The sequence below is a fragment of the Gammaproteobacteria bacterium genome (assembly GCA_013816845.1).
Lineage (GTDB): Bacteria > Pseudomonadota > Gammaproteobacteria > DSM-16500 > DSM-16500 > Aquicella.
Genome location: JACDDU010000002.1, coordinates 41,502 through 67,763, shown reverse-complemented (window position 1 = coordinate 67,763; position 26,262 = coordinate 41,502). Strand labels below are relative to the sequence as shown.

26 protein-coding genes are annotated in these 26,262 nt (G+C 39.6%); 7 read left to right on the top strand and 19 right to left on the bottom strand.

Features of this window, described 5'->3' with window-relative positions:
- Positions 1-5: 5 nt before the first annotated feature.
- The 4 genes from H0W64_03865 to H0W64_03850 form a co-directional block, all read right to left on the bottom strand.
- Positions 6-533 carry a sel1 repeat family protein gene (locus H0W64_03865; GenBank protein ID MBA3660840.1) on the bottom strand — a complete coding sequence of 176 codons (528 nt, stop codon included), beginning with the start codon at positions 531-533 and terminating at the stop codon, positions 6-8.
- Positions 534-537: 4 nt separating this feature from the next.
- Positions 538-993 (bottom strand): YbaK/EbsC family protein, encoded by a 456-nt coding sequence (locus tag H0W64_03860; GenBank protein ID MBA3660839.1) that lies wholly within the window; start codon positions 991-993, stop codon positions 538-540.
- 127 nt (positions 994-1,120) lie between these two features.
- Positions 1,121-2,260 carry an aminotransferase class V-fold PLP-dependent enzyme gene (locus H0W64_03855; protein ID MBA3660838.1) on the bottom strand — a complete coding sequence of 380 codons (1,140 nt, stop codon included), beginning with the start codon at positions 2,258-2,260 and terminating at the stop codon, positions 1,121-1,123.
- Positions 2,257-3,213, bottom strand: a complete 957-nt coding sequence (locus H0W64_03850) for a hypothetical protein (GenBank protein MBA3660837.1) — start codon at positions 3,211-3,213, stop codon at positions 2,257-2,259. Before H0W64_03850 ends, H0W64_03855 begins: the two co-directional genes overlap by 4 nt.
- 206 nt (positions 3,214-3,419) lie before the next feature.
- On the opposite strand from H0W64_03850, the gene H0W64_03845 reads away from it, so the two are divergent.
- The 3 genes from H0W64_03845 to H0W64_03835 all read left to right on the top strand — a co-directional run bounded on the left by H0W64_03845 (position 3,420) and on the right by H0W64_03835 (position 7,746).
- Entirely contained in the window at positions 3,420-5,333 is a 1,914-nt protein-coding gene (locus H0W64_03845; GenBank protein ID MBA3660836.1) for a hypothetical protein, read from the top strand.
- A gap of 146 nt (positions 5,334-5,479) precedes the next feature.
- Positions 5,480-6,160 carry a methyltransferase domain-containing protein gene (locus H0W64_03840; GenBank protein MBA3660835.1) on the top strand — a complete coding sequence of 227 codons (681 nt, stop codon included), beginning with the start codon at positions 5,480-5,482 and terminating at the stop codon, positions 6,158-6,160.
- Positions 6,157-7,746, top strand: coding sequence for a hypothetical protein (locus H0W64_03835; protein MBA3660834.1), 1,590 nt, complete (start codon positions 6,157-6,159; stop codon positions 7,744-7,746). The genes H0W64_03840 and H0W64_03835 overlap by 4 nt, the downstream gene beginning before the upstream one ends.
- Positions 7,747-7,758: 12 nt before the next feature.
- Here the strand turns inward: H0W64_03835 and H0W64_03830 are convergent, their stop codons facing one another.
- Together H0W64_03830 and H0W64_03825 are read right to left on the bottom strand one after the other, a co-directional pair.
- The gene (locus H0W64_03830; protein ID MBA3660833.1) at positions 7,759-8,928 is read right to left on the bottom strand and encodes a glycosyltransferase family 2 protein; all 1,170 of its coding nucleotides are present in this window, start codon (positions 8,926-8,928) and stop codon (positions 7,759-7,761) included.
- Positions 8,915-9,655, bottom strand: coding sequence for an RNA methyltransferase (locus tag H0W64_03825; GenBank protein MBA3660832.1), 741 nt, complete (start codon positions 9,653-9,655; stop codon positions 8,915-8,917). The genes H0W64_03830 and H0W64_03825 overlap by 14 nt, the downstream gene beginning before the upstream one ends.
- A gap of 212 nt (positions 9,656-9,867) precedes the next feature.
- Between H0W64_03825 and H0W64_03820 the strand changes: the two genes are divergently transcribed.
- From H0W64_03820 to H0W64_03810, 3 genes are all read left to right on the top strand, one after another.
- Positions 9,868-10,671 carry an inositol monophosphatase gene (locus H0W64_03820; protein ID MBA3660831.1) on the top strand — a complete coding sequence of 268 codons (804 nt, stop codon included), beginning with the start codon at positions 9,868-9,870 and terminating at the stop codon, positions 10,669-10,671.
- Positions 10,672-10,755: 84 nt separating this feature from the next.
- Positions 10,756-10,944, top strand: a complete 189-nt coding sequence (locus H0W64_03815) for a hypothetical protein (GenBank protein ID MBA3660830.1) — start codon at positions 10,756-10,758, stop codon at positions 10,942-10,944.
- A gap of 76 nt (positions 10,945-11,020) precedes the next feature.
- A complete protein-coding gene (locus tag H0W64_03810; protein MBA3660829.1) occupies positions 11,021-11,485 on the top strand; it encodes an OsmC family protein in 465 nt (154 codons plus the stop codon).
- Between the two features lie 59 nt (positions 11,486-11,544).
- Here the strand turns inward: H0W64_03810 and H0W64_03805 are convergent, their stop codons facing one another.
- From H0W64_03805 to queA, 10 genes are all read right to left on the bottom strand, one after another.
- Positions 11,545-11,967, bottom strand: coding sequence for a hypothetical protein (locus H0W64_03805; GenBank protein ID MBA3660828.1), 423 nt, complete (start codon positions 11,965-11,967; stop codon positions 11,545-11,547).
- Between the two features lie 19 nt (positions 11,968-11,986).
- On the bottom strand, positions 11,987-12,379 hold the full coding sequence (locus H0W64_03800; protein MBA3660827.1) for a hypothetical protein: 393 nt from the start codon (positions 12,377-12,379) through the stop codon (positions 11,987-11,989).
- 189 nt (positions 12,380-12,568) lie between these two features.
- The gene (locus H0W64_03795) at positions 12,569-13,705 is read right to left on the bottom strand and encodes an ABC transporter permease (GenBank protein MBA3660826.1); all 1,137 of its coding nucleotides are present in this window, start codon (positions 13,703-13,705) and stop codon (positions 12,569-12,571) included.
- A complete protein-coding gene (locus tag H0W64_03790) occupies positions 13,705-14,625 on the bottom strand; it encodes an ABC transporter ATP-binding protein (protein ID MBA3660825.1) in 921 nt (306 codons plus the stop codon). Before H0W64_03790 ends, H0W64_03795 begins: the two co-directional genes overlap by 1 nt.
- Positions 14,626-14,636: 11 nt before the next feature.
- Positions 14,637-15,494: an efflux RND transporter periplasmic adaptor subunit gene (locus H0W64_03785; protein ID MBA3660824.1), complete on the bottom strand. Its 858-nt coding sequence runs from the start codon at positions 15,492-15,494 to the stop codon at positions 14,637-14,639.
- Between the two features lie 161 nt (positions 15,495-15,655).
- Positions 15,656-16,321: an outer membrane beta-barrel protein gene (locus H0W64_03780; GenBank protein MBA3660823.1), complete on the bottom strand. Its 666-nt coding sequence runs from the start codon at positions 16,319-16,321 to the stop codon at positions 15,656-15,658.
- 163 nt (positions 16,322-16,484) lie between these two features.
- The gene (gene secF, locus H0W64_03775; protein MBA3660822.1) at positions 16,485-17,432 is read right to left on the bottom strand and encodes a protein translocase subunit SecF; all 948 of its coding nucleotides are present in this window, start codon (positions 17,430-17,432) and stop codon (positions 16,485-16,487) included.
- Positions 17,433-17,435: 3 nt separating this feature from the next.
- Complete coding sequence (secD, locus tag H0W64_03770; GenBank protein MBA3660821.1) at positions 17,436-19,301, bottom strand: protein translocase subunit SecD; 1,866 nt, start codon at positions 19,299-19,301, stop codon at positions 17,436-17,438.
- Between the two features lie 102 nt (positions 19,302-19,403).
- Complete coding sequence (yajC, locus tag H0W64_03765) at positions 19,404-19,742, bottom strand: preprotein translocase subunit YajC (protein ID MBA3660820.1); 339 nt, start codon at positions 19,740-19,742, stop codon at positions 19,404-19,406.
- Between the two features lie 50 nt (positions 19,743-19,792).
- The gene (queA, locus tag H0W64_03760) at positions 19,793-20,857 is read right to left on the bottom strand and encodes a tRNA preQ1(34) S-adenosylmethionine ribosyltransferase-isomerase QueA (protein ID MBA3660819.1); all 1,065 of its coding nucleotides are present in this window, start codon (positions 20,855-20,857) and stop codon (positions 19,793-19,795) included.
- 157 nt (positions 20,858-21,014) lie between these two features.
- Between queA and H0W64_03755 the strand changes: the two genes are divergently transcribed.
- On the top strand, positions 21,015-21,164 hold the full coding sequence (locus H0W64_03755; protein MBA3660818.1) for a hypothetical protein: 150 nt from the start codon (positions 21,015-21,017) through the stop codon (positions 21,162-21,164).
- Positions 21,165-21,166: 2 nt separating this feature from the next.
- Here H0W64_03755 and nuoN read toward each other — a convergent pair whose 3' ends face one another.
- The 3 genes from nuoN to nuoL are packed head-to-tail and all read right to left on the bottom strand — an operon-like array spanning position 21,167 to position 26,244.
- Entirely contained in the window at positions 21,167-22,618 is a 1,452-nt protein-coding gene (gene nuoN, locus H0W64_03750; protein MBA3660817.1) for an NADH-quinone oxidoreductase subunit NuoN, read from the bottom strand.
- A 9-nt stretch (positions 22,619-22,627) separates the two neighbouring features.
- Complete coding sequence (locus H0W64_03745; GenBank protein MBA3660816.1) at positions 22,628-24,190, bottom strand: NADH-quinone oxidoreductase subunit M; 1,563 nt, start codon at positions 24,188-24,190, stop codon at positions 22,628-22,630.
- A gap of 29 nt (positions 24,191-24,219) precedes the next feature.
- On the bottom strand, positions 24,220-26,244 hold the full coding sequence (gene nuoL, locus H0W64_03740) for an NADH-quinone oxidoreductase subunit L (GenBank protein ID MBA3660815.1): 2,025 nt from the start codon (positions 26,242-26,244) through the stop codon (positions 24,220-24,222).
- Positions 26,245-26,262: the final 18 nt, after the last annotated feature.

The window sequence follows — 26,262 nt, the reverse complement described above, 5'->3', positions numbered from 1 at the left end:
TAAAGTTATTGAGCCTGCAAATTCGATAATTTTTCTTTTGCTGCTCTATGACCTTTATCTGCAGCTTGCGCATACCAAATTAAAGCTTGTTGTAAATCTATTTGTATTCCTAACCCTTGTTCGTAAACTTCGCCTAAAGCAAACATGGCATCGACAACATAGTAGGGACTTCCTGCTGCAAGACTTAACCACTGCAATGCATTTGGATAATTTTGAGTAACACCTAATCCTTGCATGTGTAATCGTCCTACTTCAAACATAGCTTGCGCATTGCCTTTTGCTGCCGCTTCTCGCATAAGCAAAAAAGCCATGGCATAATCTTGGCCTACACCACAGCCCAATTCGTAGAGCAAACCGCGCAAATAAATAGCACGATGTTTTTGTTGTCCATGTACACTTAGAAAATGGTGCATTGTTTCAAGATCAGCTGCAGATAATTTTTTTTCATGACATAAATTTCGCAGTGTCAACAAAGAAGAATCGTCTCCACTGAGGGCGGTTTGTAATATTGCAATCAATTCATTTGCATTCATTCTTTTATATCGCCAATACTTTTGGTTTAACAAGTCGCTCAAAATCACTGAACGTTATTTGAATCAATTCGGAATGCGTACCTGCGTTAAATAAAATATGATCTTGCTTGGCAAGCTTAACAGAAACAAAAACTGGCATATCATACAAATTACCAAAAGGCGGCATCGCGCCAACTTCACACCCTAAAAATTTATCTTTAAAGTCAGATTCGGTTGCAAGATCAACATGGTTTGATCCTGTCATGCTCTGAAGCGTTGAAAAATTAATTTGCTCATGTGCAGAAAGTACAACCATAGCTAAATGACCATCGACTTTTAAAATAACCGTTTTAGCTAATTGCTTACCAGAAACATGCGCAGCGGCTGCAATTTCTTGCGCGGTAATGGCCGGAGAATGGGACATTGTGATGTATTTAACTTGATGATTATCTAAAAAGTTTTTTAATTTTTTTACCGCCATAATCCTGTTGCTCTCCTAAGCCAAACCTAATTAAATTAATTATAAACCTGATTAGCAGGAAAGGGGGTTACTGAGATTAAGTTGATGAAATTTATGAATAACAATGAATAATAGCGTCCGGGTCTTGCTAAGTGGGCAAAAGATACTTTTTAAACGCATGGGTTGCGCGAGTAATATCATCTTCCACAGTGAAACGGCCTAGTGAAATACGTATAGCACTTTGAATTTCAGCATCAGTTAATCCCATTGCTCGAAGTACATAGGAGCCGTCAGAACCTTTACCCTGACAAGCTGAGGCGGTAGAAAGAGCAAGTTCTGGCAACTGCTCAAGCATCATCTTAGCGATAGTGTTTTTAATGCGGAGACTAATAATGTGGGGGACCGCTTGTCCCACAGGCGTATTTTTAGTAATAAGATGATTCAAAGGTTCCAATTGAGATAACAATTGTTGTCTGAGGTGAGTAATACGTTTGGATTCAACTTCTTGTTCAACAGCTGCAATTGCATAAGCCTCGCCCATACCAACAATTTGATGCGTAGGCAATGTTCCTGATCGCATCCCTTGTTCATGACCACCGCCATGAATCAGTGGCATAACGCGCGTACGAGGCTTTTTTCGTACGTATAGTGCACCAATTCCTTTTGGGCCATAGACTTTGTGCGCAGACAATGAAACGAGGGGAATAAGTAATTGATCGAGATTTAATGGAATTTTACCAATGCTTTGCGCTGCATCTACATGAAAAAGAATGCCACGTTTGTGAAGAATATCAGCTATTTCAGCAATAGGTTGGACAACACCTGTTTCATTATTAACATGCATAATGGAAACTAAAATGGTATCCGGACGTAAAGCTTTTATTAATTCTTCTATAACTAACACGCCTCTTTCGTCCGGTTGCAAATAAGTGACTGCAAACCCTTCCTTTTCTAAATGCTGACAAGAATCAAGAACGGATTTATGTTCCGTTTTCATGGTAATCAGATGCTTTCCTCTTTTTTGTGAAAGCCATGCAGCGCCTTTCAAAGCGAGGTTATTGGATTCTGTTGCTCCCGATGTCCAAATAATTTCTTCGGGTGTGGCGTGCAGATAATCGGCAACTTGAACGCGAGCCCATTCCACATACTCACGCGCTATGTTCCCATAGGCATGTTGAGAAGCAGGATTAGCAAAAATACCATCGATTGTCATGCACGCGGACATCTTTTCGAGCACACGCGCATCAACGGGTGTCGTTGCAGCAAAATCTAAATAGATTATTTTCATTTTCTTAAGCTAGGTGATGTAATTTCTTTTTCTTTTACTAACGCACTTTTTAAACGTTGTGCTTGCGTTAAGATACCATAAGTTGCAAGAGGTAGTCCTGATTTTATCGGGGCTTGGATTATTTTAGGGACGATACCGCGTGTAAATGCGGTAGGTCCTTCTTCCTTAAGCATTTTTTCTGCCATTGCGACCATCCCCACTTTTTCACCTTGTGTAAGTTCAACTTGAAGTCGCGTTTTGATCACATCAAGAGGATGGCTAAGGGTAGTATTGATGAGAGCAGCACCCGTCGCAGCTGCTGCTGTTTCTTTGGGAGTAGGATGATGCTTATCTTTAGCATGACCTAAGAAATAATTATAAATTCCGAATACTGTACCTGCGCAATAGGCATTGCGTAAGGCACTGGCACCCACGCCGTTATACCAGCCACCGTGGGGCAAAGATTGGGGCGTGGGACTTGCTTGCACCAGTGTTTTTAATCGATCGAGCGGATTAAAAATAATTGATTCAGTTACACCTTCCACAATCCCCGCTGCACTGCCATACAATGATTGACGTTTCTTATGATTTAATTTTTTTTTGAGAATTGGATCACCTTTTTCTTGAATTGTTGCTTGTAATTGATCTTGAATATAAAAACGATAAGTTCGTGTTAAGCCTTTATTCAAAGCAGCAAGCCCAAATCCTTTACTGAGTGACTGCAAACCTTTAAAAAATGTTGGCTTACTAACCATCTCGCTAGATTGTTTAGTGAGGCTCGCAGGAAATATAACATTCTTAAATTGCTTATAATTTCTTATCGGGCTATGAGCATTTTCTATGCGTTTTGTCATCGTATCTAAAGGATGCAATGCTTGATCAGACTCAGCGGCTATAATTGCAGACAAAAGTGATTTGGTGGATGATGAATTTTTTTTCTCATTTTGTACAGGTTGAGAGTTTTGATTTGTCATTCTTCCTCTCCTCTAAATTAAACAGCTATTTTTTAATTACACCTATATTCAGATCAACGTCAACCACTTTCAGCTCAGTTAAGAATTTATACCAAAACACTTTCCACCCTATGAGGTCTGGGATAAGATTTAAAGTATTCACATTCTAATGAAATTTTATTACTTATGATTAAAATAAAAATGTCCCTGTACTCATCATGGCATTGATGAATTTACTTAATCAATTTGCAGCGTGCCGGGGTCGATCACTCGAAAATCGTTCGATACTTATATTATTTACATTATGTTGTTTTTATTGTTTTTTTGCTTTTTTCTTTAACGAATACGCTCGCCTATCCCCTGATGAATTTTGGTTTGCGCATGCGCAAGTACAGTTTAAATTCGGGTTACCCTATCGTGACTTCGCGCCCTACAAAACAGTTTTGGGTTATTATTTATTAAATTTAATGAGTTTATCAGCTGAGCCTACCTTTGCAACCTTAATGCTTATCAAGCATGGTTTGGCGATGATTAATACAATAGTTTTATTTTTTGGCGCGTTATGGTTAATGCGCTTTTTTAAAAGTATTGCTGTTTTACTAAGCCTTGGTTTGCTCATGAGTTCGGAACTTTTTTTAAATTACGCGACTAATATTCGGGTTGATCTATTTGGATTTTGGTTTTGTTTTTTTGCCGTGATGTTACTCTTTGAGCAACGTTATTTACTTTCTGGCGTGTTAATTGGTATTGGTTTTACGATTACTCAGAAAGTGATTTGGTATTTATTCGCTGGGAATATCACATTGCTCTTCTTATTTTTGCATCATCGTTCGGCTTTTTCATTTAATGCTATCTTTAAATTTAACATCGGTACAGCCTTTGTTATTTTATCTTACTTAATAATATGGTGTTGGCTTGCGGATTTTAATACCGTCGTACAAAGTGTCTTCTTTGAAGCATCTGCTATGTATCATCTTGCCTGGTACGCAGGGGCACGCTATCTCTTTTGGAGCCACATTATTTATTTTAATCCAATTTTATTTTTACTCTTACCGGTAACTTTAATTAGCTTATTCGTAACATTTAAAATGGATTCAGCTTACCGCTACCGATTCATTGCTATTAGCATGATGTTTAGCATTTTAGTTTGCCTTATCCCCTACAATCAAATCTTCCCTTACTACATGCAAGTTGCATTTCCTGTTTTCTTTATCTCATATGCTGCTTTTTTTGATTGGCTTTTCGCTGTGGTTGCGGAACAACAAAAAAACCTCTTCTTTTTGACCCAAAAAACATGGGTGACTAGTACGTTACTCCTCAGCAACTTATTAATGATTGTCCTCCTCATATTTTTTAAAATCCCTCTATTTTATTTCTTGCTGCTCTCACTTCCTGTAATCCTTTATTTTGTTTTTAGACCATCGAAGATATTAAATACTGCCTTGATTAAAGTAAGATATTTTATTTTAAGTATTCCTATATTATTTGTTGGATTCATTTATCCTTTAATTATATTTACGCAGCAAGCGTTACGCCAAACAGGTCAATATCAACGGGCTCATATCTTCGCTGCAGAAGCCTTATTAAAAGATAAAACAGATTATATTGCTGGTGTAGATTTATTACCTTCTCGTAGCCAACCTATTAACGGTTTGAAGCATTTAATGGGACCTGCTATTGATTTCTTATATCAACCAACCCCCTCACTTCGGGCTGTGATGCTCCCTTCATTGGATCAAGACCAGCTTGCAACAGTTGATTCTATAAAAGATGCGATTGCGACATCGCAAGTGAAATTTTATATTAATAATTATCGTATGATGGCCCTGCCACCGCATTTAAAAATTTACTTGCAAGCCAATTATCAACATTTTTGGGGAAGCATCTATTTATATGCCCCACAATTTTCTCCGCAAAACTCAGACATTTTTATTAAATTTTCTGGTAAGTATCGAATTGATAGTTACAGAGATGTTTACTTAAATGGCATGCAGTTAACCAACGGAGAAACTACTTACTTAAGCCAGGGGCATTATCGTGCGAATAGCAAAGGTGACTATCGCCTTGTATTGATTCCTACGATTGAAAATCGTTATTTACTTAAGAAATTTTCTCACGATCAATGGCAATTAATCATTTGAGGAAAGTTTTAGCATTCGACATCCTAAGTGCGGCTTAGTTACTTAAAGCTTGGAATAAAGTAATGGTTCTATCTCGGCAAATAAAAATATAGAAATCTTTAAAATCCAAGTAAAATGGCAACTTCAGCGGGCGTGGAAAGAAAAACATGGCAGTAGATAACTATACACAGCAAAAGGCTGGCGGGTTTGTGGATCGGTTAGCTTTAAAAAAGCGCGAGCTTATGTACCATTTGTTTAGCACCGAATTTCCAACGGCATCCCTAGCCCATGTTCTCGATGTTGGAATCACTGCGGATAAGCATGCATTATCATCCAATTATTTTGAAAAATATTTTCCCGATAAACATAAAATTATTGCTTTATCGAATCAACCGGGAACGTTCCTTGAAGAAATTTATCCAGGATTAACTTTCTACCAGGGCGATGCGCGTTCCTTACCCTTTGAAGATGACAGTATCGATGTAGTGTTTTCTTCTGCAGTCATAGAACATATTGGTCATTATAAGCAACAACAAAAAATGCTAGCGGAATGTTTTCGAGTTGCTAAGCGTGGTTTATTTATTACAACCCCTAATCGTTGGCACCCTATCGAAGTTCATACTCTTTTACCCTTGCTTCATTGGTTGCCGAAATCTCAGCATCGCTTAATTTTAAAAAAATTGGGTTTAAGTTTTTATGCTGATGAAAATAATTTAAATTTGCTTGACCACCAAACCCTCATAACCATGTGTCGTGAGCTAGGAATTGCTGATTTTGATTTTAAATTTATTAAAACCTTTGGTTTTATTAGTAATATCATTCTAATTGCCCGGAAATCCCAATCATGATGCGTAATATGGCGGGAGCAAAATTAACGACTTTTTCAATGTTGTTTACAAGCATGCTAGGATGTGGCTTGCTTTCTTGTTTTTTTGGTAAAGAACTATGTTGGGATCTTGCTAATTACCATTATTATGGCCCCTTTGCTTTCTTTAATCATCGTGACACTATAGATTATTGGCCGGTTTCTTTTTTACATCAATTTTTAAACCCGACACTTGATTTTTTATCTTATTTTTTAATAAATCATTTTCAATCTTTTACCGTTCAATTTTTATTGGGAGCTTTACATGGGATTAATGCCTGGCTTTTATTTTTAATAGGTAAAAGTTTCGTTCGTCATAATATTTTATTGCTTTTCATAGTTGTTGTGTTGGGGATGTACGGTCCAACTGCACTACCTGCCATTGGCTCGTTTCAAAATGATCATTTAATCAGTTTGTTTGTTTTAAGTTATGTATGGCTTCAATTGCAAGCTTTAGCAGCTCCCTCCCCTGCTGACACCCCCATAAAATGGCTCATTCTTGCTGGTTTTTTCTTAGGCATGGGAGCAGGGCTTAAGCTAACAGCTGGATTATATGCGCTCGGTGGATTATTGGCTTTACTTACCTTACCGCTGCCCTTTAGGAAAAAGAGTGGCATGGCATTAAGCGTTTGCTTAGGTATCGTGATAGGTATCCTTGCTACAGCAGGGCACTGGATGTGGCATCTTTGGCAGATTTATAGTAACCCGGTTTTCCCTTTTCTCAACAACATCTTTCAATCGGATCAATTTGCCTTACAGAACTGGCGTGATTTACGCTTTATGCCTCAAACCTTAGTGCAAACGGTATTCTTCCCTTTTTATTTTTCTTGGGATGGTAGAATTTCAGATGTACCTTTTCGTGACATTCGTTTTTTAATTTTGTATGCCCTAACTCTCTTAACTTTATTTAAAGTGATGTTTAATAGACATAACCACGGGACGCTTTCATTACAAAAACGGTGGCTTACTTTTTTCTTTATTAGTTCTTATATTGTTTGGCAATATTATTTCTCGATTGCACGCTATCTTTTACCTTTAGAAATGTTAGCCCCTTTACTTATTTATTTATTGGTTGAATGGAATGTTCAAAAACCTTATAAAAAACTTATTATTACCACGATGGTTTTTTATTCTTTAATTTTTTTTATGCTACCGCAATCAATGGTACGTGCAAGATGGTTTAGTGGAACTTTTTTTAATGTTGAACTTCCTCCCGTAGTCAATCATATTCAAAATGCGACTGTGTTGACTGCTTATCCTGCTTACGTGATGGATTTGAATCCCCGGCCTCAATCTTACCTTATTCCTTTTTTCCCCCGCCATTGGCAATTTATTGGCATCCCTTTTCAGTTAGAAAAATATGCATTTGACCCCCGAACGCATCAAAAAATTGCGAGTAAATTAATTGGGGACGAACCGGTATTTCTTTTAACGTCAGATCAAAACATGCCAGAATTAAAACGAATTGCTAGTTTGTATGGTTTAATTTCATCAAAAACCTGCGCACGCATTAAGAGCGACCGACAAGCTATCACCCATCAATATGTTTTATTATGTCAAGTTCGTTAAAAGATATTTGAATCAACTTGGGGTTAATTTTCGCTGTGGATCTAGACGTAAACTTAATAAGCTTAAAAAAAAGCTTGCGAAAATTAACTGTAATCCTGCAATTAGAAAAGTAAAAGAGGGAATTAAAAGACGCATGACTTGCTGAGGCGCGAGTGGACCAAATGAATGATTTAGCCAAAACCAAAAAACATAACCGGAACCAGCAATTCCAATAGTCATACAACTTAAGCCAACTAAAAGTCCGCGTTCCAAGGAAAAGATTTTTACTAAACGTTGGTAACGACTCTCTGTATAGACTTGGTGAATTAAAAAATATTTGGCACACACTGCAAAGCAAACTGCTTGTAAACCAATAATCGTAAACAAACTACTGAATAGCATCGTATGAATATCAAGACTCACGCGCCCGATAGTTAAGGGTCCGGTTTGCAAAACGACCATTGCCACTATTCCTACCCACATCAAAACTAAACCAGGATAAAAAAAGAGCCATCGCGGGCTAAATAATAATAACAAACGTAAATGGCGCCAACCATCACGAAATCGTCGCAAGTGAGGAGGTCGGCTGCGACCATCTGGAAATAATTCTGTAGGAACTTCTGTAATTTTGAAACGATTAAGCTCAGCTTTAATGACCATTTCACTCGCAAATTCCATGCCATTGCCTTGCAAATTAAGTTGCAATAAACGCGCACGTGAAAATCCCCGCAAGCCGCAATGAAAATCACCGATTTGACTGTTAAAAAACAAACGACCAATGAATGATAAAATTGGATTACCTACATAGCGATTAAGAAAAGGCATAGCTCCTTGTTTGATGCCCCCTTTAAAACGATTCCCCATGACAAGGTCATACCCTTCGCGTAATTTTTTTAAGAAAGGAAAAAGTGCAGAAAAGTTATAACTGTCATCAGCATCCCCCATAATAATATAACGACCGTGAGCTGCGCGTATGCCGTGTTTTAACGCAGCACCGTAACCACGTAGAGGGACAGTAATGACTCTCGCCCCAGCCGTATTGGCAATTGCTTGTGAGCCATCCGTACTCCCATTATCCGCGATAAGAATTTCACCCTCAATTCTTGCGGTCACTAAAAATTGTTGAGCTTTATGAATGCATCTCGCGAGCGTTTCAGCTTCATTGAGACATGGCATTAAAATCGTTAATTCACAATTTTCCATGAGGATCGCTTCCCTGCGCGAGACTATGTTCGATAGAGGTTAGCATGCCGCGCAAAATATTAATTTCCATGACATCGGGATGAGCACGAAAAAAAAGACGGCGCATGCGAGTCATCAGTTTGCGGGGGGCGCTTGTTTTTAAAAATTCAATTTTAATAAGAACAGTTTGTAAGTGGGAAAGAAACAATTCAAGTTCATGTGAGGTAGATAAACGATAATCCCAATTCGTTTCAGCGCCTCCCCCTTGTAACGCCATACGAATTTCATAGCTCATGACTTGAACTGCAGCAGCAATATTGAGTGAGCTATAAATAGGGTTAGCTGGAATCTCAACATGAACGTGACAACGTTCAAGTTCTTCATTAAGCAAGCCGGTTCGTTCTCGACCAAATAAAATGGCAATTTCCGTATCGGATGGGTTGGTTTTAAAAAGTTCAGCCATTTCACGCGGGGTTTGATGTGGCCAAGGAATTCGTCTAGAACGTGCACTAGTTCCTGCGATAAGATGACAATCATTAATTGCTTCATCTAAAGTTTCACAAACAACTGCTTGATCAAGAACATCGGCTGCGCCCGAAGCCATTTCAGTCGCTTTTTCGTGCGGGAAGGCTTGGGGTGAAACGAGATAAAGGCGGTTCAATCCCATTGTTTTCATTGCCCGGGCTGCAGCCCCAATATTACCAGGATGGGAAGTATTGATGAGTACAATTCGAATGCGATCAAACATAGTATCTTTCTTGAAATATTTTTGATGTTTATTTTAGCATGAAGCAGAGAATTAGCCAGCTAGTCGCATGAATTGACCCAAAGTTGAAGACCCGAAATATCAGGCAATCTGGGCGAATAAATCCTGCAGACGACATCCAACAAGACTAGCATCGTCTCTCTATTCGTTTTATCATGGGCGCTTCCATAACAATAATTTGAAACCCCTCATTTATGTACGATCCTATCCTCAATATTGCCATCGAGGCAGCACGCCATAGTGGTAATACGATCATGCGCGCTTTCAATCGACTTGATCGCGTTCAAGTGGGTTATAAAAGTCCTAATGATTTAGTTACTGAAATTGATAAGCGTGTCGAAAAAGACATCATTGCTACGATCCAAAAAGCTTATCCCTCCCACGGAATTTTGGGTGAGGAAGGCACTGAAATTGTGGGGGATGATTATCAATGGATTATTGATCCCATTGATGGAACTCGTAATTTTGTTCATGGCTTCCCCTATTTTGCGATCTCGATAGGTGTCATGCATAAAAATAAGCTGGAATATGGTGTCATTTATGATCCTATTCATCAAGAGCTCTTCACTGCAGCACGTGGGAAAGGCGCGAGACTCAATGATCGCCGTATCCGAGTCAGTAGTCGTAAATCGTTAGAAGAGTGTCTGTTAGGTACTGGGTTTGCCTACCGTCACAAAGATCCTGAGAATCCGCTTCCTCAAGCGGTTCTTCAAGCGATTCTTCCGACTTGTGGCGATGTCCGAAGACTGGGAGCTGCTGCATTGGATTTAGCCTATGTAGCTTGTGGACGATTAGATTGCTTTTGGGAAATGGGGTTACATCTTTGGGATATTGCAGCGGGTATTTTGCTTATCAAAGAAGCTGGCGGCATCGTTAGTGATTTATCAGGGAGCGAAGATTATCTCAAAACAGGCAATGTGGTGGGAGCCAACCCGATTATTTTGCGGCAATTTTTAAAAACCATTCATCCGCAAATGGAAGAGAGTAAAAGACCTTAAGCTTTTCATTTCACATGATAATCTTTTGCTTTGATGATTGGCGTAAGATAAATTATGACTTAAATTTATTTTTAACGAGTATTTATGAAATATATAGCCAAAATTTACTTTGACGATGAAGCAGTTGCTGAGGAAGAAGGCAATGATGTCGAAACGCTTTATAGTTGGATGCTCACCAAAACCCAAGGTAAATTTGGTAATTTTAGTGGTGAAATTATTGAAATCGAAAGCAAAAAAGTTGTGAAAGGCTTTCGAAAATCACCGCCAGATTGATCTAGCTACCCTATCTTCCCTATAGTACAGTGCCTAGGATGTCTAATTTTATTTCTATCATGAAAAAGGAATTTTTATGGAATATTCTGCTCGCGTACAATGGAGACGAAGTGCAGCGACTCCTTTCAATGCTAAATCTTTCGATCGTACTCATAAAATCTACTTCGGAAGTGGATTTTCAATTGAAGCATGCAGTGCGCCTGAGTTTTTAGGACGCAGCGACCTACCTAATCCTGAAGAAATGTTTGTTGCATCCATCTCCAGTTGCTTTATGTTAACGTTTCTTTACTGGGCAGCTGCGGAAGGAATGACAGTTGATCATTATGTCGATGATGCGGTTGGCATCCTTGCGAAGAATGAGAGTAACAAAATGGCTATCACCGAAGTCATCCTTCAACCAAAAATTACTTTTCAAAATAAGCGAGAGCTTCCGCCAGAAGTGATGAGTGCGCTTTTACAAAAAGCACATGATAATTGTTTTATTTCCGCATCCGTTAAAACCATTGTGACTATCAAAACGAAACAACCGGCCCTTGCTTAATACCACAGTGTTGGGTTTAGCTTGCCAAACCCAACACGTTAGCTTAAATGCTTTCACCCTTAACTATGTGAGTAATAACCATTGCCTGAATTAACGGGTGGTTGATTAACATCATCGTCGGCAGACTGAGATGATGTGGCATTGCTTGAACTGCTTCCATACCCGCTTTGTGCTTGCGTAGCGTTAGTGCTTGAGTAACCACCATTAGGAACATTTTGTCCTGTCGAATGATAGCCATTATCTACAGGCGGTGGTCCTTGAAGGCGGGATTGAACCGTACCCTTGCTATAATAGCCATTATTTTTACGGTGGCCTTTAGAAGAGTGATAATTTTGATTGTAGCCAGATGTTGCATCACTGTAATAACTTTGCGGTGCACTACCACTGCTATAGTAACCATTTGAGTGAAATTGATCTTCAACACACCCAGCAACCAAGCCTGCCGCTAAGAGTACAGAAAATATTTTAATTGTTTTTTTCATTTACTATTTTCCTTAATTGTTAACAAGATTTTGTATCAACCACAATTTCCGCAGGGGAAAAACCATAAACAGTTATTGCTGCGCGAGGACAAAAAGTTGCATCATAAAAAACATTAAAGTTTGGATCTTGCAAAACTAAACGGGTAAAGAAAGCACCATTGCCATTCATGATGTGATCATTTGCATGCGGATAAACTGCATCAGTAAAATTACCTGCAGGCACACTTACGTACATCGTATTATAGGTGGCATTATTAATCACAATGTCAGTTGGGGCGAATAAGGCTGCTTGCAATTTTTGTTGGGTGGCTAAAGGATGTTGTTTACTGAAATAACCACTTGCACTAGCACTGACGTTCGTCGATAAAAGACCACTTACAACTAAACTTAGAACGATAGCCATTTTTCTCATGGGGATAACACCTCGAAAAAGTTCAAAGAATCGTCCATGAGGTGCGTATTACACGTTCCGTTTTGTCGCAAAAGTATATCATCTTCATCCTCTGAAGCAAAATGAGTGGGATTTTTTTTCCTAACTTGTTGAATGATAATGTTATTGATTACGACTTTAATAGCTTGTGACGAGAGAGACCCAATCCAATTAGTCTAAGGTCTGCCGGTAGCGTTTGAGAGCGAAGAGAAACATAACAGCCATAAAAAGAAGGAGTGGCCAAAGGTCAATCCACAGCTCAGCGAAACCAAGTCCTTTCAACATAATACCGCGGATGATATTAATGAAATGGGTGAGGGGCAAAACATTACCAATCCATTGAGCCCACAGTGGCATGCCTTTAAATGGGAAAGCAAAACCTGACAACAGCATCGAAGGCAAAAAGAAAAAGGTACTAATTTGACTCGCTTCGAGTTGAGTTTTTGAAACGGTGGAAATCATCATCCCAACTAATAAGTTAGAAAGAATAAAAGGGAAAGTCAGCACTAATAAAAGTGTAGCGCTGCCAAGCAGGGGAACTTCAAAACAATATACACTTAATAAAAGGACAATAACGACTTGCAGATAACCAACTAAAATAAAAGGGACGGCCTTACCAATAATAACTTCTACGGGTAAAACAGGCGTTGTTAACAAACTTTCCATTGTTCCTTGTTCACGTTCACGCGTTAGAGCCATTGACGCAACCATGACAAAAGTCATCGTTAAAACGGTGCCTAATAAACCGGGGATAATATTATATTGCGTGATAACACTCGGATTATATTTTGTATGGACGATGAGTTGCCCTGCACCACGTGTGGGCGCTAGATATTTCAAAGGACCCAATAAATCGTATTGAAATACTGTACTCATCAAATTGTTAGAAGCTGAAACTGCGTAGGCAACAGAAACAGGATCTGTCCCATCAACTTCGAGTAATGCACTTGGATTTTCTCCCCGAATAACTTTGCGTGAAAAGTCAGGCGGGATTGTTAGGGTAAACAAAACTTGATGGGTTGCCATCAATTTTTCAGCTGCAACATTTGAATTGGGAAAATGATCGAATTTAAAATATTGTGTGTTTTCTAATTCGTGAATTAAGGTTCGCCCAAACGGTCCGGAATCAAAATTTACAAGCGCTGAAGGAAGATGTTTAGGATTCGTATTAATTGCAAGACCAAATAAAATAAGTTGGAGAATAGGGACTAAAATAATCATCGCAAATGTGGTGTGATCACGTTTGAACTGCGTAAACTCTTTACTAATCATCCCGTTTAAACGAAATAAAGAAATTTTATTATGCATTAAGTCTGCCTTTCATCAACTTGGGTTTCGACCAAGTGAATAAATACTTCTTCTAAGCTCGTATCAACGCGTCGCCATTCAAAGTTGTGATGACGCGCTATAGCCGCATCAATTAATGGTGCATCGTTACCACATATTCGCAGTTCATTTCCCCAGGCAATAACTTGTTCGATACCTGGCTCATGCGCAATATCTCGAGCGAGTTGACCTAAATGTTTTCCCGTCGCAGACCAGGTTATTAAATTAACATGCTCAATAATTTGCGGAATGGTACCTTCAGCCATCAAATGACCATACACAATATAAGCCAGTCGATTGCATCGCTCTGCTTCATCCATGTAATGGGTACTAACTAAGGCTGTAATTCCACTTGCCGTTAAATGTGAAATGTAATTCCAAAATTCCCGGCGTGCTTTCGGATCAACGCCTGCGGTTGGTTCATCTAATAATAAAAGTTTGGGATCATGAATAAGTGCCGCTGCCAGTGAAAGTCGTTGTTTCCAACCACCCGATAATTTCCCAGCCAACCTATTTTCAAATTGTTTTAAATCTAAATCCTTCATCATTTCTTCAATACGAAATTTATAATTTTTCTCTTCGTATACGCGCGTAATAAATTCTAGATTTTCTCTAACGGTCAAGTCTTTATATAAACTAAAAGTTTGCGGCACATAACCAACTAACCGTTTGATCATATGTGAATCTTTATAGATGTCGTAACCTAAACATTCTCCTGTACCAGAATCAGGAATCATTAAGCCACATAGCATTCTAATTGTTGTGGTTTTTCCACTGCCATTTGGACCTAAAAAACCAAAAATTTCACCTTTCTTAACATTCAATGAAAGATTTACCACAGCAGGTTTACCACCAAAACTTTTTGATAAGTTGTGAACTTCTACCACATATTCTTCGTCCATCAACTGCTACCTTACTTTTTATTCCCAGAACCTAGGCTCACATAGACTGGCTGACCCGGATGCAATTGGTAAGCATCTTGAGGTGAGAAAGCGGCTTCAATTCGGTAAATTAATTTCACATTGGTTTCAATGCTATAAATGACAGGTGGCGTGAATTCGGCTACGGGCGAAATGAAACTAATTCTACCTGCTCGCACATTTTTGCAACCATCACAACTGACATGAATGGGATTATTTAATTGCAATTTTCCTAGCAAGGGTTCGGGAACATAAAAGACCACTTTAATATCAGCTGGTGCAAGCAACGAGAGGATTGCTTTATTTTCTTCAGTGTATTCACCTACTCGATAAAAGGTGTCAAACACAATTGCATCTACGGGAGAAATTAATTGTTTTTGTTCCAGTCGCCATTTTGCTTGGGCAAGGTTGGCGCGAGCCGATGCAACACTTGCCTTAGCTTGATCGACTTGGGCAAGATTAGCATTGTAAATTGATTTAGCATTGTCGAGTTGAGCTTGTTGAATCGCACCTTGGGGAACTAATACTTTGTAACGTTCGTAAGTAATTTTAGCATATTCAAGATTCGCTTTTATGGCGTTAAGAGCGGCCAAATTTTCTTGTAAACTCTCCCCTGCCGCAAGGTAAGCATCACTTTCTGGTTCGCTTTCTAGCTTAAATAATAGTTGACCGCGCTTTACTTGCGTTCCGCGGGCGACTGCTAATTCAAGTAGACGTCCTGGGACGCTCGTTGCGATATAAGTATATCGACCCTCAACGTAACCTTGATAAGAATTTTCTGCCTCACGCTGGCAGGCGGCCGTGACGATTAATAATAAAAGTATAAATCCCTGGCGTAAGATCTTAAGCATGAAAACATCCTGGTTTGAGATGTAACTATGATACCAGGAAATAGGAGAAGGCAGAATGAGGCTGCAGCTGGATAACCTTAAGCGCGTTAATAAATCAGCCAAAAAAAACCCACACCGTTACAGGTGTGGGGAAAGCATAACAAAAGTCTTACGACTTAGATTTAACCAAAGTTGTAAGCTACGTTGAAAGTTAACATGTTTGCGTCAGGAATTGCTGTGGAGCTAGTGTTAACATTACCCAAGCCTTGCGTGTGAGAAAATTCTAAGTTGGTTGTAACGTTGCTAGCTGGGATGTCATAGCTTGCACCTAAACCATAAACTGGACGGAACTTGTTGTTGGTAACAGAATCTTTAGAAATCGTTACGTTATTAATCGTTTCTTTAAGATCGCTTTGACTATTAACGTAAGCAACACCACCTAAAGCATACAAATTAAAATTACGGGTTTCGCCTAAAGGTAAATAAGCTTTACCCACTAAATTGTAAGTGTTCATTGTATAGTCAAGGTTTGCAACGTAGGTGCTAACAGGGGAGGTGATAGTTGATTTGTACTCGGAATCATTAAAACGAGCATAAGAGCCTTCTAAGCCAAAATATTCGTTAAAATTAAAACCAGCAAATACACGACCGCCTAATCCGCCATTTTGACGAGATTGTTCTAAAGTTGTTCCAACTGGGCTACTGTTAAAAATAAAGTCAGTAGAAGTTAATTGTTTGCTAAGACCAATACCAGCACCTGCATACATACCTGGTAAAGCAGCCAAAGCAACGTTGCTTAAAAGGGCTAAGCAAAGCGCCGTAACGCTAATAGAAACGATCTTCTTCATTATGTAACTCCTCAAGAGTGTGAATATTATTATTGGTTATTATTGTTTTACTTTTGCAAAAGTATAACGATCCCGTTTTGATTGTCAAACGAAATGAAGAAAGAAGAAACTATTACGAGCATTATGATTGTTTAAAAGACAATGATTGCTCTTTTTTAGTTCGTTAGGGACGCTCGTCTATTGTTTTCGGCTGGGGAATTAAGTGATGACGGTGTAACCCTAGCCATAATGTTAAGGACCCGGCAACATAAATGGAGGAGTAAGTACCGATGATAATGCCTATAATTAATGCAAGAGAGAAACCGTATAATAAGCTTCCGCCCAAAAAGAATAGTGCAAAGACGACCGTCAAGGTGATTAAAGAAGTCATGATAGTACGGGATAACGTTTGATTAATGGATTGATTCATGACATCCACTGCATCTGCTTTGCGCAACTTTTTAAAGTTTTCTCGTACACGATCAAAAATAACAATAGTGTCATTCAAAGAATAACCAATGACGGTTAATACAGCCGCTAAAGCAATTAAATTAAATTCAACATGAAGGAAAGAAAACACGCCTAAAATTAGAATGGGATCATGGATCAACGCAACGGTTGACCCGATAGCGAAACGGAAGTCGAATCGAAAGGCAATGTAAATCATCGTGCCGAGTAAAGCAGTCAATACTGCTAATATACTTTTAGTTACCATTTCCTGGCCCACTTGTGGACCGATGTAACTGACTTGTTCTAACTTGGCATCTGGCAATGCAGTCAATACTTGATTTACAAGAAGATCCCGTGCTTCTGCCGAAACGTTTTTCTCATCACTACTACTTTGACCATCTTTGGGTACTAAGCTAATTAATACATCTTTGGAAGTGCCATAACTCACAATGACTGCATCTTTAAAACCAGCTTTTTCTAAGCGCTCATGAATATCATCCAAATTAGCTGCCTGTTCATAACTCACTTGAACTTGAGTGCCTCCGGTAAAATCTAAGCCCCAATTTAATCCATTCATACCCAACGAAAGAATGGAGAATATAAACAATGCGACGGAAAGTAGAGCCGCCCACTTACGCTGGGCCATAAAATCGATTTGCATGTTGTGCTTAAAAAATTCCATGGCTTAAATTCCAATTGAAATATGTTTAACTGGACGACCACCGTAAATTAAATTAACAATTGCACGGGTGCCGGTAATCGCGGTGAACATCGAAGTGATTAAGCCAATCGTAATCGTGATTGCAATGCCCTTGACCATGCCCGATCCAAGACCAAATAAAATCATCATGACGATTAAAGTGGTTAAATTAGCATCGAGAATGGTGGTGAAAGCTCGTTCATAGCCTGCGTGAATACTTGCCTGAATGCCCATGCCCCGACGTAATTCTTCTCGAATTCGTTCAAAGATTAATACATTGGCATCAACCGCCATCCCCACAGTAAGCACGATCCCCGCGATGCCTGGCAAAGTTAAAGTTGCCCCTAATAGTGACAGAATGGCTACGATTAACACTAAATTCATAACAAGTGCAAGGTCAGCAATGATACCCAGTAAACCGTAATATAATCCCATGAAGATGACAACCAAGCCCATGCCGACAACCACAGACATAACGCCCATCTTAATATTTTGTTGACCTAAACTTGGGCCTACTTGTCTCTCTTCAATAATGGTAACAGGGGCAGGAAGTGCACCCGCTCTTAACAAAAGCGCAAGATTGCGAGCTTCATTTTGCCCAACCAATCCTGTGATTTGGAAGTTGCTGCCCAATGCACTTTGAATCGTTGCCACACTGATAATACGACGTTCAGTTTGATAAGTAATGGTTCGTTTATTATTTTCAATTTTAGGAATTGATTTGACTTCAACATAAACCACAGCCATTGATTTACCCACATTTTCAGCTGTGGTTTTAGTAAATAAACTCTCCCCTGCACCACTTAATCGAACTTGTACATTGGCGCGTCCATCCTCTCCAAATCCAGATGTTGCTGTAACAATAGAAGAGCCACGTAAAATAATTTGATTTTTGAGAAGGATAGGTTGGTCGTGATAAGTATAGAGACGGGAGTCCGTGCCTGCACTTTCACCTATAGAACCATTTTCAAAATCAACCAAACGAAATTCTAATGTTGCCGTTTTACCTAAAATATTTTTAGCTTCCGCAGTGTCTTGGATGCCGGGTAAATCCACTGAAACACGACTTTCACCTTGTTGCTGCACAATCGCTTCACTCACCCCTAATTCATTAACACGATTACGAAGAGTATTCATAGCTTGGTCTAATGTCTCTTGTTTTGCCTGGAAGATTGCAGCTGGAGAAAGCTTTCCTTCTAACCAGAATTCGCCACCCCCATTTTGCTTTTCCCAAGCAAATTCATTGTAGCGACGTCCTACAAAAGATACAGCTTCATTACGCGCTTCTTCCGTACGAAATTGGATGGCGATTTGATCACTCGCTTTTCGCTTCAGTCCACTGTAACGAATACGCTGTTCTCGTAGCGCTTGACCAATACCCCGCATATCACCTTCAATGCGCTGCTGTAACACAGAATCCACATCAACTTGTAGTAAAAAATGTACGCCACCGCGCAAATCAAGACCTAACTTCATGGGTAATGCGCCTATGTGGGTGAGGAAAGGTGGCGTACTACTGGCTAAGTTAAGCGCGACTAAATAATTTTCACCGAGCGCTTTTTGCAAAACTTCTTTAGCGCGAAGCTGCACATCGGTTGATGTAAATCGAAAAAGCAACGTATTTTGAGCTTCTTCTGTCTCTAAGGTAAAAGGAATTTTGGCTTGCTCTAGCGCCAGTTTTGCAACATTCATCGTTGTCGCATCAATCGATGCGTTAGGGCCACCAGCCATAATTTGCACTGCGGGATACTCTGGATAAAGATTGGGGGCGGCATAAAAGAAAGCAGCGATGATCACAACAACTACAAGAATATATTTCCATAAGGGATAGCGATTAATTGGTCCGGCCATGCGTTTACCTACTTCCTCTAAAACTTCGCTAGATTAATTATCGAAAATCAGAAATTGCACGCTTACTTGAATAAAGTAACGCGTGCAATCAATATGAAATTTTTACTCCAAAGATTTGATGGTACCTTTGGGTAGCACGCTTACGACTGCCGATTTTTGCAGCATCATTTCAACATTGTTACCCACGGATAAAACAATGTATTGGTCAGTAATTTTGCTAATACGCCCCAAAACACCGCCCGCTGTCATGACTTCGTCGCCTTTGGCAAGTGAGTTAAGTACACTTTGTTGTTCTTTAGCGCGTCTATTTTGCGGACGCCAGATAGTGAAATAAATTAGCAAAACAAACACAACAAGCATGATAACTAAGGAATAACCACTACCCTGCGGTGCTGGTTCTCCTGCCGATTGAGCATAAGCATTTGATATAAAAAATGTCAGCAGCTGATCCATGATGTTGACGACCTTATTGGGACAATTAAAGGTCCCGATTATAAGCTGTTTTTTGTTGGGGTCAAAGCTTGTGAATTTAAAGTAGCCTTATTTACCCACATTGCATCGCCATAACTGTAAAATCGGTATTCTTGTAGAACAGCTTCACGATAAGCTTGCATAACATAGTCATAACCCGCAAAAGCGCAAACCAGCATGAGTAAGGTTGAACTCGGTAGATGTAAATTAGTTATCAGCGCATCGACACATTGAAATTCATAGCCGGGATAAATAAAAATGGTGGTATCTTGATGATAAGGTTTGATACTGCCGGTTGCTGAAGCTGCTTCCAAAGCTCGCATTGCGGTTGTGCCTACAGCAATAACTCTTTTACCTTTTCTTTTAGTGTCGCGGATAGCCTCGCAAAGTTCCTCACTAACCATTACATATTCAGCATGCATACGGTGGGAAGTGACATCTTCAACCCGAACCGGTAAAAAAGTCCCAGCACCGATGTGTAAAGTTAACATCCCTAAACGAATATTTTTTTGGCGAAGCTTAGCCAACAAAGCTTCATCAAAATGTAATCCTGCAGTTGGAGCTGCAATGGAACCTTTGTCTGCGGCATAGACAGTCTGATAGCGTTCAAGATCATTCTCATCAGGACGACGTTCCATATACGGTGGTAAAGGAATTTCACCTAGAGCATCAATAATGGAAAAAATGTTTTTGTCCCTCGCTTCATATTTGAGGGTATAAAATTGCTCCTTCTTATCAAGAATTCGGAAAGTGACACCTTGATCAAATAACAATCTATCCCCTAAACGTGTAGGTTTGCTTGAACGAACTTGCGCCGTAAAACATTGATCATCTAAAATTCTCTCCACCAATATTTCAACCTTACCCCCGGTAACTTTCTTTCCAAAGAGGCGAGCTGGAATCACTTTCGTGTTATTGAACACGATTAAATCACCCTCATTGACCAAATCAAGCATGGCTACGAAATGTTGATGCTGGATGGATTGTTCCTTCAAAACCATCAATCTGCTCTGACTCCGTTGGGGTAAGGGATATTTTGCAATAAGATGCTTAGGTAAATCAAAATGGAAGTCAGAAAGCTGCATGGCTGCATCTCGTATTAATTAATAGGGGTAAAAAGCTGAGCTAATACTCACTCTTAAATAGATTATTTCTTTCGGGCCCGGTTAACTTTAACTGATAGAATCAGCCTGTTATTTCTATTAGGGTATACATGCCAGTAGTTTAAACCAGGATGCAACAATGAAAAAGGGCAATGTTATTGACTTTTTAGCTTATCAGCTCCAACAAGAAGTTAAAATTGCTCCCAATTTGCACCCCATTAGTGACGAGTTGCAGCGCGCCATTGAAAACTTAATTGAACGTATGCGGCAATTTGATCCGATTACCTAAGCTTAACCGACTGAAATTCGACATAAATCAATTAAGAAGCTGGGAAATAGTCCGAGTGCTAAAGCAGCGAAGCCATTAATACTGAGAGCAATCTGCATGTCACGGGGCACAAAAACTGGCAGGGCTTGATTGCCTTCTTTTGGCTCTTCAAAATACATAAGCATGACGACGCGTAAATAATAATAAGCACCGATAAGCGCAAAAATGAGCGCAAGGACAGCTAGCCACACTAAATTCGCTTCCACCAATGATTCGATCAAACCAAGCTTCGCAAAAAAACCAACCGTCGGCGGTACACCTGCCATTGAAAATAAGAGGAGCAACATGAGGAAAGCAAGCCAAGGGTTTCGGGCGTTTAATCCTCTATACTCATCCAGCTGATCTAAATCCACGCCTTTCTGGCTCATCACTGTGATGATGGCAAAAGCCCCAGCTGCTACTAAGACATAAGTAAAAATATAAAACATGGCTGCCGAATAACCTTGCGTTGAATTGGGTCCAGCAATAATACCGAGTAATGTATACCCAATATGCGCAATGGAAGAATAAGCTAACATACGTTTGAAATTAGATTGGACAATCGCCAACACATTACCAAAAAACATAGACAATACAGCGACAATAATTAACAGGTGTTCCCAATTGACTTGCATGGCGGGCATCGCTTGCACAAGAATTCTGAGAGTAATAGCAAAGGCTGCAACTTTAGGCGCACTCGCAATAAAAAGTGTTGTGGGCGTCCCCGCTCCTTGATACACATCGGGAACCCACATATGAAAGGGAACGGCGCCAAATTTAAACATCAATCCCGCTAAAACGAATATAAGCCCAAGCATCGGCACCGTGTTTTGACTGTTTTTTAATACATTCGCCACGCCATCCATTTCAATGCTGCCTGTAACACCATACAAAATAGAAATGCCGTACAAAAACATACCCGATGCAAGCGCGCCTAAAACAAAATATTTCATTGCGGCTTCTGTTGCTAAATTAGAATGTTTTTGTATTGCAACCATGGCGTATAAAGCAATTGAAAGTAATTCTAAGCCTAAAAAAATGGTTAAAAAACTATAAGCGGAAACCATGACAGACATGCCAAGCACGGCAAGTAAACCTAATAAATAATACTCACTTTGGGGAATGTCCCGTGTTTTAATGTAATCGCGTGCGTAGATAAACGAAAAAAGACTAAACAGATAAATAAATAATTTACTCGTAATCGCCAATTCATCCACAACATAATGACCATTGAAAGTCACAATTGAAATGGGATAATTTTTAAATTGCGGTATTGTTATAAAAATTGCAGCAATGAGCGTCAGCTCAACAAAAAGAAACGTAAGATATGATAGACGGGGCGGCAAAAATGCATCAATAAGTAAAATCGCACACGTCATCGACAATAAGAAAATTTCAGGCATTGCAATTAAAAATTGTGGCATCGAAAAATCCATCACAAACCTCTACCCGAAATATAAATTAGAATTAATTAAACTATTCGCTGCTAAAGTTGAAGGAATACTCTGCAATAATAAATGTCCGATGGTAACGCGCATGACATTAATAATCGGTTGCGGATAAAGTCCAACAAAAAAAACGCCGGCCCCTAATAAAATATAATTTATTTTTTCGGTCCACGTGATATCGGTAAAACCTGCGACAGATGAATTAGCAATGGGGCCAAAGAAAACACGTTTATACATCCACAGGGTATATGATGCGCTTAAGACAAGTGAAAGCGCAGCGATGCCTGCGACCCAATAATGAGCTTGAAAAGCACTCATAATGACCATGAACTCACCCACAAAACCAGCTGTGCCAGGAAGTCCAACATTTGACATTGCAAAGAGCATAAAAAAAGCTGCAAATAAGGGCATAGTATGCGCTACACCGCCGTAATCTTTGATTAAACGGCTATGGTTATAAAAACGATCCGCCATTAAACCAATCCCTAAAAACATTGCCCCAGAACCAAAAGCATGGGCAACCATTTGAATCACCGCACCTTCTAAACTCATATAAGCATCTTGCAATGTATGGGTATGACTAATGATGTCATACACCATAAAACAACCAAGCGTTGCAAAACCCATATGAGCAATTGAAGAATAAGCAATCAGCTTTTTCATGTCGGTTTGCACAATGGCAACCAGACCGATATAAACAATAGCAACTAATGAAAGGATGATCATGACCCAAGCAAGTTCTGCACAAGCAAGCGGCGTGATGGGCATGGATAAACGTAAAAAACCATAAATGCCAAGCTTTAACATTAATGCCGCTAAAACCACTGAGCCACCCGCAGGCGCTTCAGTGTGTGCATCCGGTAGCCAAGTGTGGACAGGCCACATCGGTACTTTTACTGCAAAGGCAAATAAGAATGCGACAAATAACCATTCTTGGGTTTTTAAGCTTAAAGGTAATCCGTAAAAATTTTGAATCATAAAACTGCCAGTAAGATTGTATAAATAAACCAATGCAACCAGCATGAGTAAGGAGCCAAAAAACGTAAATAAGAAAAATTTAATTGAAGCATAGGAGCGGTTCGAACTTCCCCACATACCAATGGACAAATACATCGGAATTAACATGCCTTCCCAGAAAACATAAAATAAAATCGCATCCATCGCGCAAAATACACCGACAATCATCGCTTGCATCGTCAAAAAGGCTGCCATGTACTGAGAGACGCGAATGTTAATGGTATGACAGCCCGCAATAACTACCAGTAACCCTGTGAAGTTCGTTAAGATAACCATGATTAACGAAATACCATCGATACCAAGCGCATAATGGATTTGATACGCCCGAATCCATAAATGGTCTTCGGTAAATTGCATATCATAACGACCCGGATCAAAGCCTAGATACAACGGTATACACAGAAGTAAACTTGCTAATGATACAACAACCGCAATTGTGCGCGCTGTATTTGCATGTTTATCACTTCCTGTGCAAAGGCAAAGAAAAGCTCCAACTAAGGGCAGCCAAATGAGTATTGTTAAAATGGGAAATTGTGCCAACATTTTTACCCCTCGAGCTTTTTAAAATTTTATTAAAGTAATACCGGCTGCGTTTGAGTAGGTTGATGTATCACCGTCGCCTCCGCAGTTTCTAATGTTTGACGTGTTGAAGCTGGGTGCCAAGGATAACTATAGCCAACAAGAAAAACGATGACGCCTAACACCATCGCTAAAGCATAATGATAGAGATAACCCGTTTGCACCCGTCTAGAAGCCTGGGCAAACCAGCGAATAACGCGTCCAGATCCATTCACTGCAAAGTTATCAATAAATTTGACGTCACTGACATTATAAAAAAGATTGCCAATGCCTTGCGTTCCTCGAACTAAAATAAGTTGATTGAAATCATCAAATCCATACTTCTGTTGTAAAATAGAATAAATCCAGGAAAAGCGGCGCTTGAGTGAAACGCCCCAATAAGGAAAACCAGCAGTAAATACCCAAGCCACAAAAATGCCGGCCAAAGCTAGCCAAAAAGTTAGTGTTTTACCCGCTTCTAGCGCCATCAATTTTGCGCCGTGATAATCATTGGCTAATTTAGCAATAACATTATGTTCTGGAAGAACAAAGATAGAATTACCTAACCACTTCATATTTGAAAATAACAGGGGATCGATAAAAATTTGCCCCGCAATAACGCTTGGAATCGCGAGTAAAACTAAAGGAAGCCAAACAACCCATGATGATTCGTGAATTTGATTCCGAATTTCAGGGGTTGTGTGTTCTTCAGTATGAAATGTTAGAAATAGCGCTCGGAAAATATAAATGGGCGTAATAAAAGCCCCAGCTTCCACGCAAAGATAAGCAAAACTTGCGCCAGGCAAGGTGGATAATCCCACAGCTTCAATAATGATATCTTTGGAGAAAAAACCTGAAAAAGGTGGAATAGCTGAGAGCGCAAGCGCACCAATCATAAAGGTGAGATAAGTAATAGGAAGATAGGAAGCTAACCCACCCATTTTTCGCATATCTTGTTCGTGATGTAAGGCGAGAATAACCGAACCTGCAGCTAAAAATAATAAAGCTTTAAAGAACGCATGCGTGATTAAATGAAAAATAGCCGCATCATACGCCGAAGCACCTAACGCTACAGCCATGTAACCCAGCTGAGAAATGGTGGAATATGCAATAACTCGCTTAATGTCATGTTGGACCAGCGCAACAAGACCCATAAAAAAAGCCGTCACACCGCCTAGCACTAAAATCAAACTCAAAGTAATTTCTGAATATTCAAATAGAGGAGATAAACGCGCCACCATATAGATACCGGCAGTAACCATGGTTGCTGCGTGAATGAGCGCAGAAATAGGTGTGGGACCTTCCATCGATTCTGGCAACCAGACATGCAAAGGAACTTGCGCCGATTTCGCCATCGCGCCTGTGAACAGCAAAATGCAAATGAAAGAAATAACGGAAACATGCCATTGCGGCAGTAAAGCAATTGTCTTTGAAGTGAGAGTAGGAACTTGTTGAAAGACTTCGTGATAAGACAATGAACCAAACACCATAAGCACAGCAGCAGTGCCGAGTAAAAATCCAATATCGCCAACACGGTTAACGAGAAAAGCTTTTAAGCTACCAAAAGCGGCAGCTTCGCGATTAAACCAAAAGCCAATGAGTAGATAAGAAACGAGTCCCACTCCTTCCCACCCAAAAAACAATAATAAGAAATTATCAGCAAAAACTAACATCAACATCGCAAAGGTAAATAAAGATACGTAACTAAAGAAACGCGTATATCCTGGATCTTCTGCCATGTAACCAATCGTGTAAATGTGCACCATCAAAGAAACAAAAAGTACGATGATCGCCATGATCGTACTTAAACGATCAATGAGGAAGGCAACATCAAAACGCAACATGCCTGAAGTTGCCCAAGTATAAAGAGGTTCATCAACTGCAGGATGATTGTCGAAGATAACTAATTTAAATAGATAACACGCAAGGCCAAATGAAGCGCCAATGGCGGTAACACAAAGACGATGCGACCATTTATCGCCAATTTTTTTCCCGCATAAACCTGCAATAATCGCCGCCAGCAAGGGTAAGAAAATCATAGCTATGACTAGTAATGT

Excerpts from the sequence above, each read along its gene's own strand:
- nuoL (MBA3660815.1), bottom strand. The coding sequence starts at position 26,244 with ATGATTTTCTTACCCTTGCTGGCGGCGATTATTGCAGGTTTATGCGGG.
- H0W64_03830 (MBA3660833.1), bottom strand. The coding sequence starts at position 8,928 with ATGGAAAATTGTGAATTAACGATTTTAATGCCATGTCTCAATGAAGCT.
- H0W64_03820 (MBA3660831.1), top strand. The coding sequence starts at position 9,868 with ATGTACGATCCTATCCTCAATATTGCCATCGAGGCAGCACGCCATAGT.
- H0W64_03805 (MBA3660828.1), bottom strand. The coding sequence starts at position 11,967 with ATGAAAAAAACAATTAAAATATTTTCTGTACTCTTAGCGGCAGGCTTG.
- H0W64_03795 (MBA3660826.1), bottom strand. The coding sequence starts at position 13,705 with ATGCATAATAAAATTTCTTTATTTCGTTTAAACGGGATGATTAGTAAA.
- H0W64_03745 (MBA3660816.1), bottom strand. The coding sequence starts at position 24,190 with ATGTTGGCACAATTTCCCATTTTAACAATACTCATTTGGCTGCCCTTA.
- H0W64_03835 (MBA3660834.1), top strand. The coding sequence starts at position 6,157 with ATGATGCGTAATATGGCGGGAGCAAAATTAACGACTTTTTCAATGTTG.
- H0W64_03825 (MBA3660832.1), bottom strand. The coding sequence starts at position 9,655 with ATGTTTGATCGCATTCGAATTGTACTCATCAATACTTCCCATCCTGGT.
- secD (MBA3660821.1), bottom strand. The coding sequence starts at position 19,301 with ATGGCCGGACCAATTAATCGCTATCCCTTATGGAAATATATTCTTGTA.
- queA (MBA3660819.1), bottom strand. The coding sequence starts at position 20,857 with ATGCAGCTTTCTGACTTCCATTTTGATTTACCTAAGCATCTTATTGCA.
- H0W64_03810 (MBA3660829.1), top strand. The coding sequence starts at position 11,021 with ATGGAATATTCTGCTCGCGTACAATGGAGACGAAGTGCAGCGACTCCT.
- H0W64_03840 (MBA3660835.1), top strand. The coding sequence starts at position 5,480 with ATGGCAGTAGATAACTATACACAGCAAAAGGCTGGCGGGTTTGTGGAT.
- H0W64_03790 (MBA3660825.1), bottom strand. The coding sequence starts at position 14,625 with ATGGACGAAGAATATGTGGTAGAAGTTCACAACTTATCAAAAAGTTTT.
- H0W64_03845 (MBA3660836.1), top strand. The coding sequence starts at position 3,420 with ATGAATTTACTTAATCAATTTGCAGCGTGCCGGGGTCGATCACTCGAA.
- secF (MBA3660822.1), bottom strand. The coding sequence starts at position 17,432 with ATGGAATTTTTTAAGCACAACATGCAAATCGATTTTATGGCCCAGCGT.
- H0W64_03850 (MBA3660837.1), bottom strand. The coding sequence starts at position 3,213 with ATGACAAATCAAAACTCTCAACCTGTACAAAATGAGAAAAAAAATTCA.
- H0W64_03855 (MBA3660838.1), bottom strand. The coding sequence starts at position 2,260 with ATGAAAATAATCTATTTAGATTTTGCTGCAACGACACCCGTTGATGCG.
- H0W64_03865 (MBA3660840.1), bottom strand. The coding sequence starts at position 533 with ATGAATGCAAATGAATTGATTGCAATATTACAAACCGCCCTCAGTGGA.
- H0W64_03785 (MBA3660824.1), bottom strand. The coding sequence starts at position 15,494 with ATGCTTAAGATCTTACGCCAGGGATTTATACTTTTATTATTAATCGTC.
- H0W64_03780 (MBA3660823.1), bottom strand. The coding sequence starts at position 16,321 with ATGAAGAAGATCGTTTCTATTAGCGTTACGGCGCTTTGCTTAGCCCTT.
- H0W64_03860 (MBA3660839.1), bottom strand. The coding sequence starts at position 993 with ATGGCGGTAAAAAAATTAAAAAACTTTTTAGATAATCATCAAGTTAAA.
- H0W64_03815 (MBA3660830.1), top strand. The coding sequence starts at position 10,756 with ATGAAATATATAGCCAAAATTTACTTTGACGATGAAGCAGTTGCTGAG.
- H0W64_03755 (MBA3660818.1), top strand. The coding sequence starts at position 21,015 with ATGAAAAAGGGCAATGTTATTGACTTTTTAGCTTATCAGCTCCAACAA.
- H0W64_03800 (MBA3660827.1), bottom strand. The coding sequence starts at position 12,379 with ATGAGAAAAATGGCTATCGTTCTAAGTTTAGTTGTAAGTGGTCTTTTA.
- nuoN (MBA3660817.1), bottom strand. The coding sequence starts at position 22,618 with ATGGATTTTTCGATGCCACAATTTTTAATTGCAATGCCTGAAATTTTC.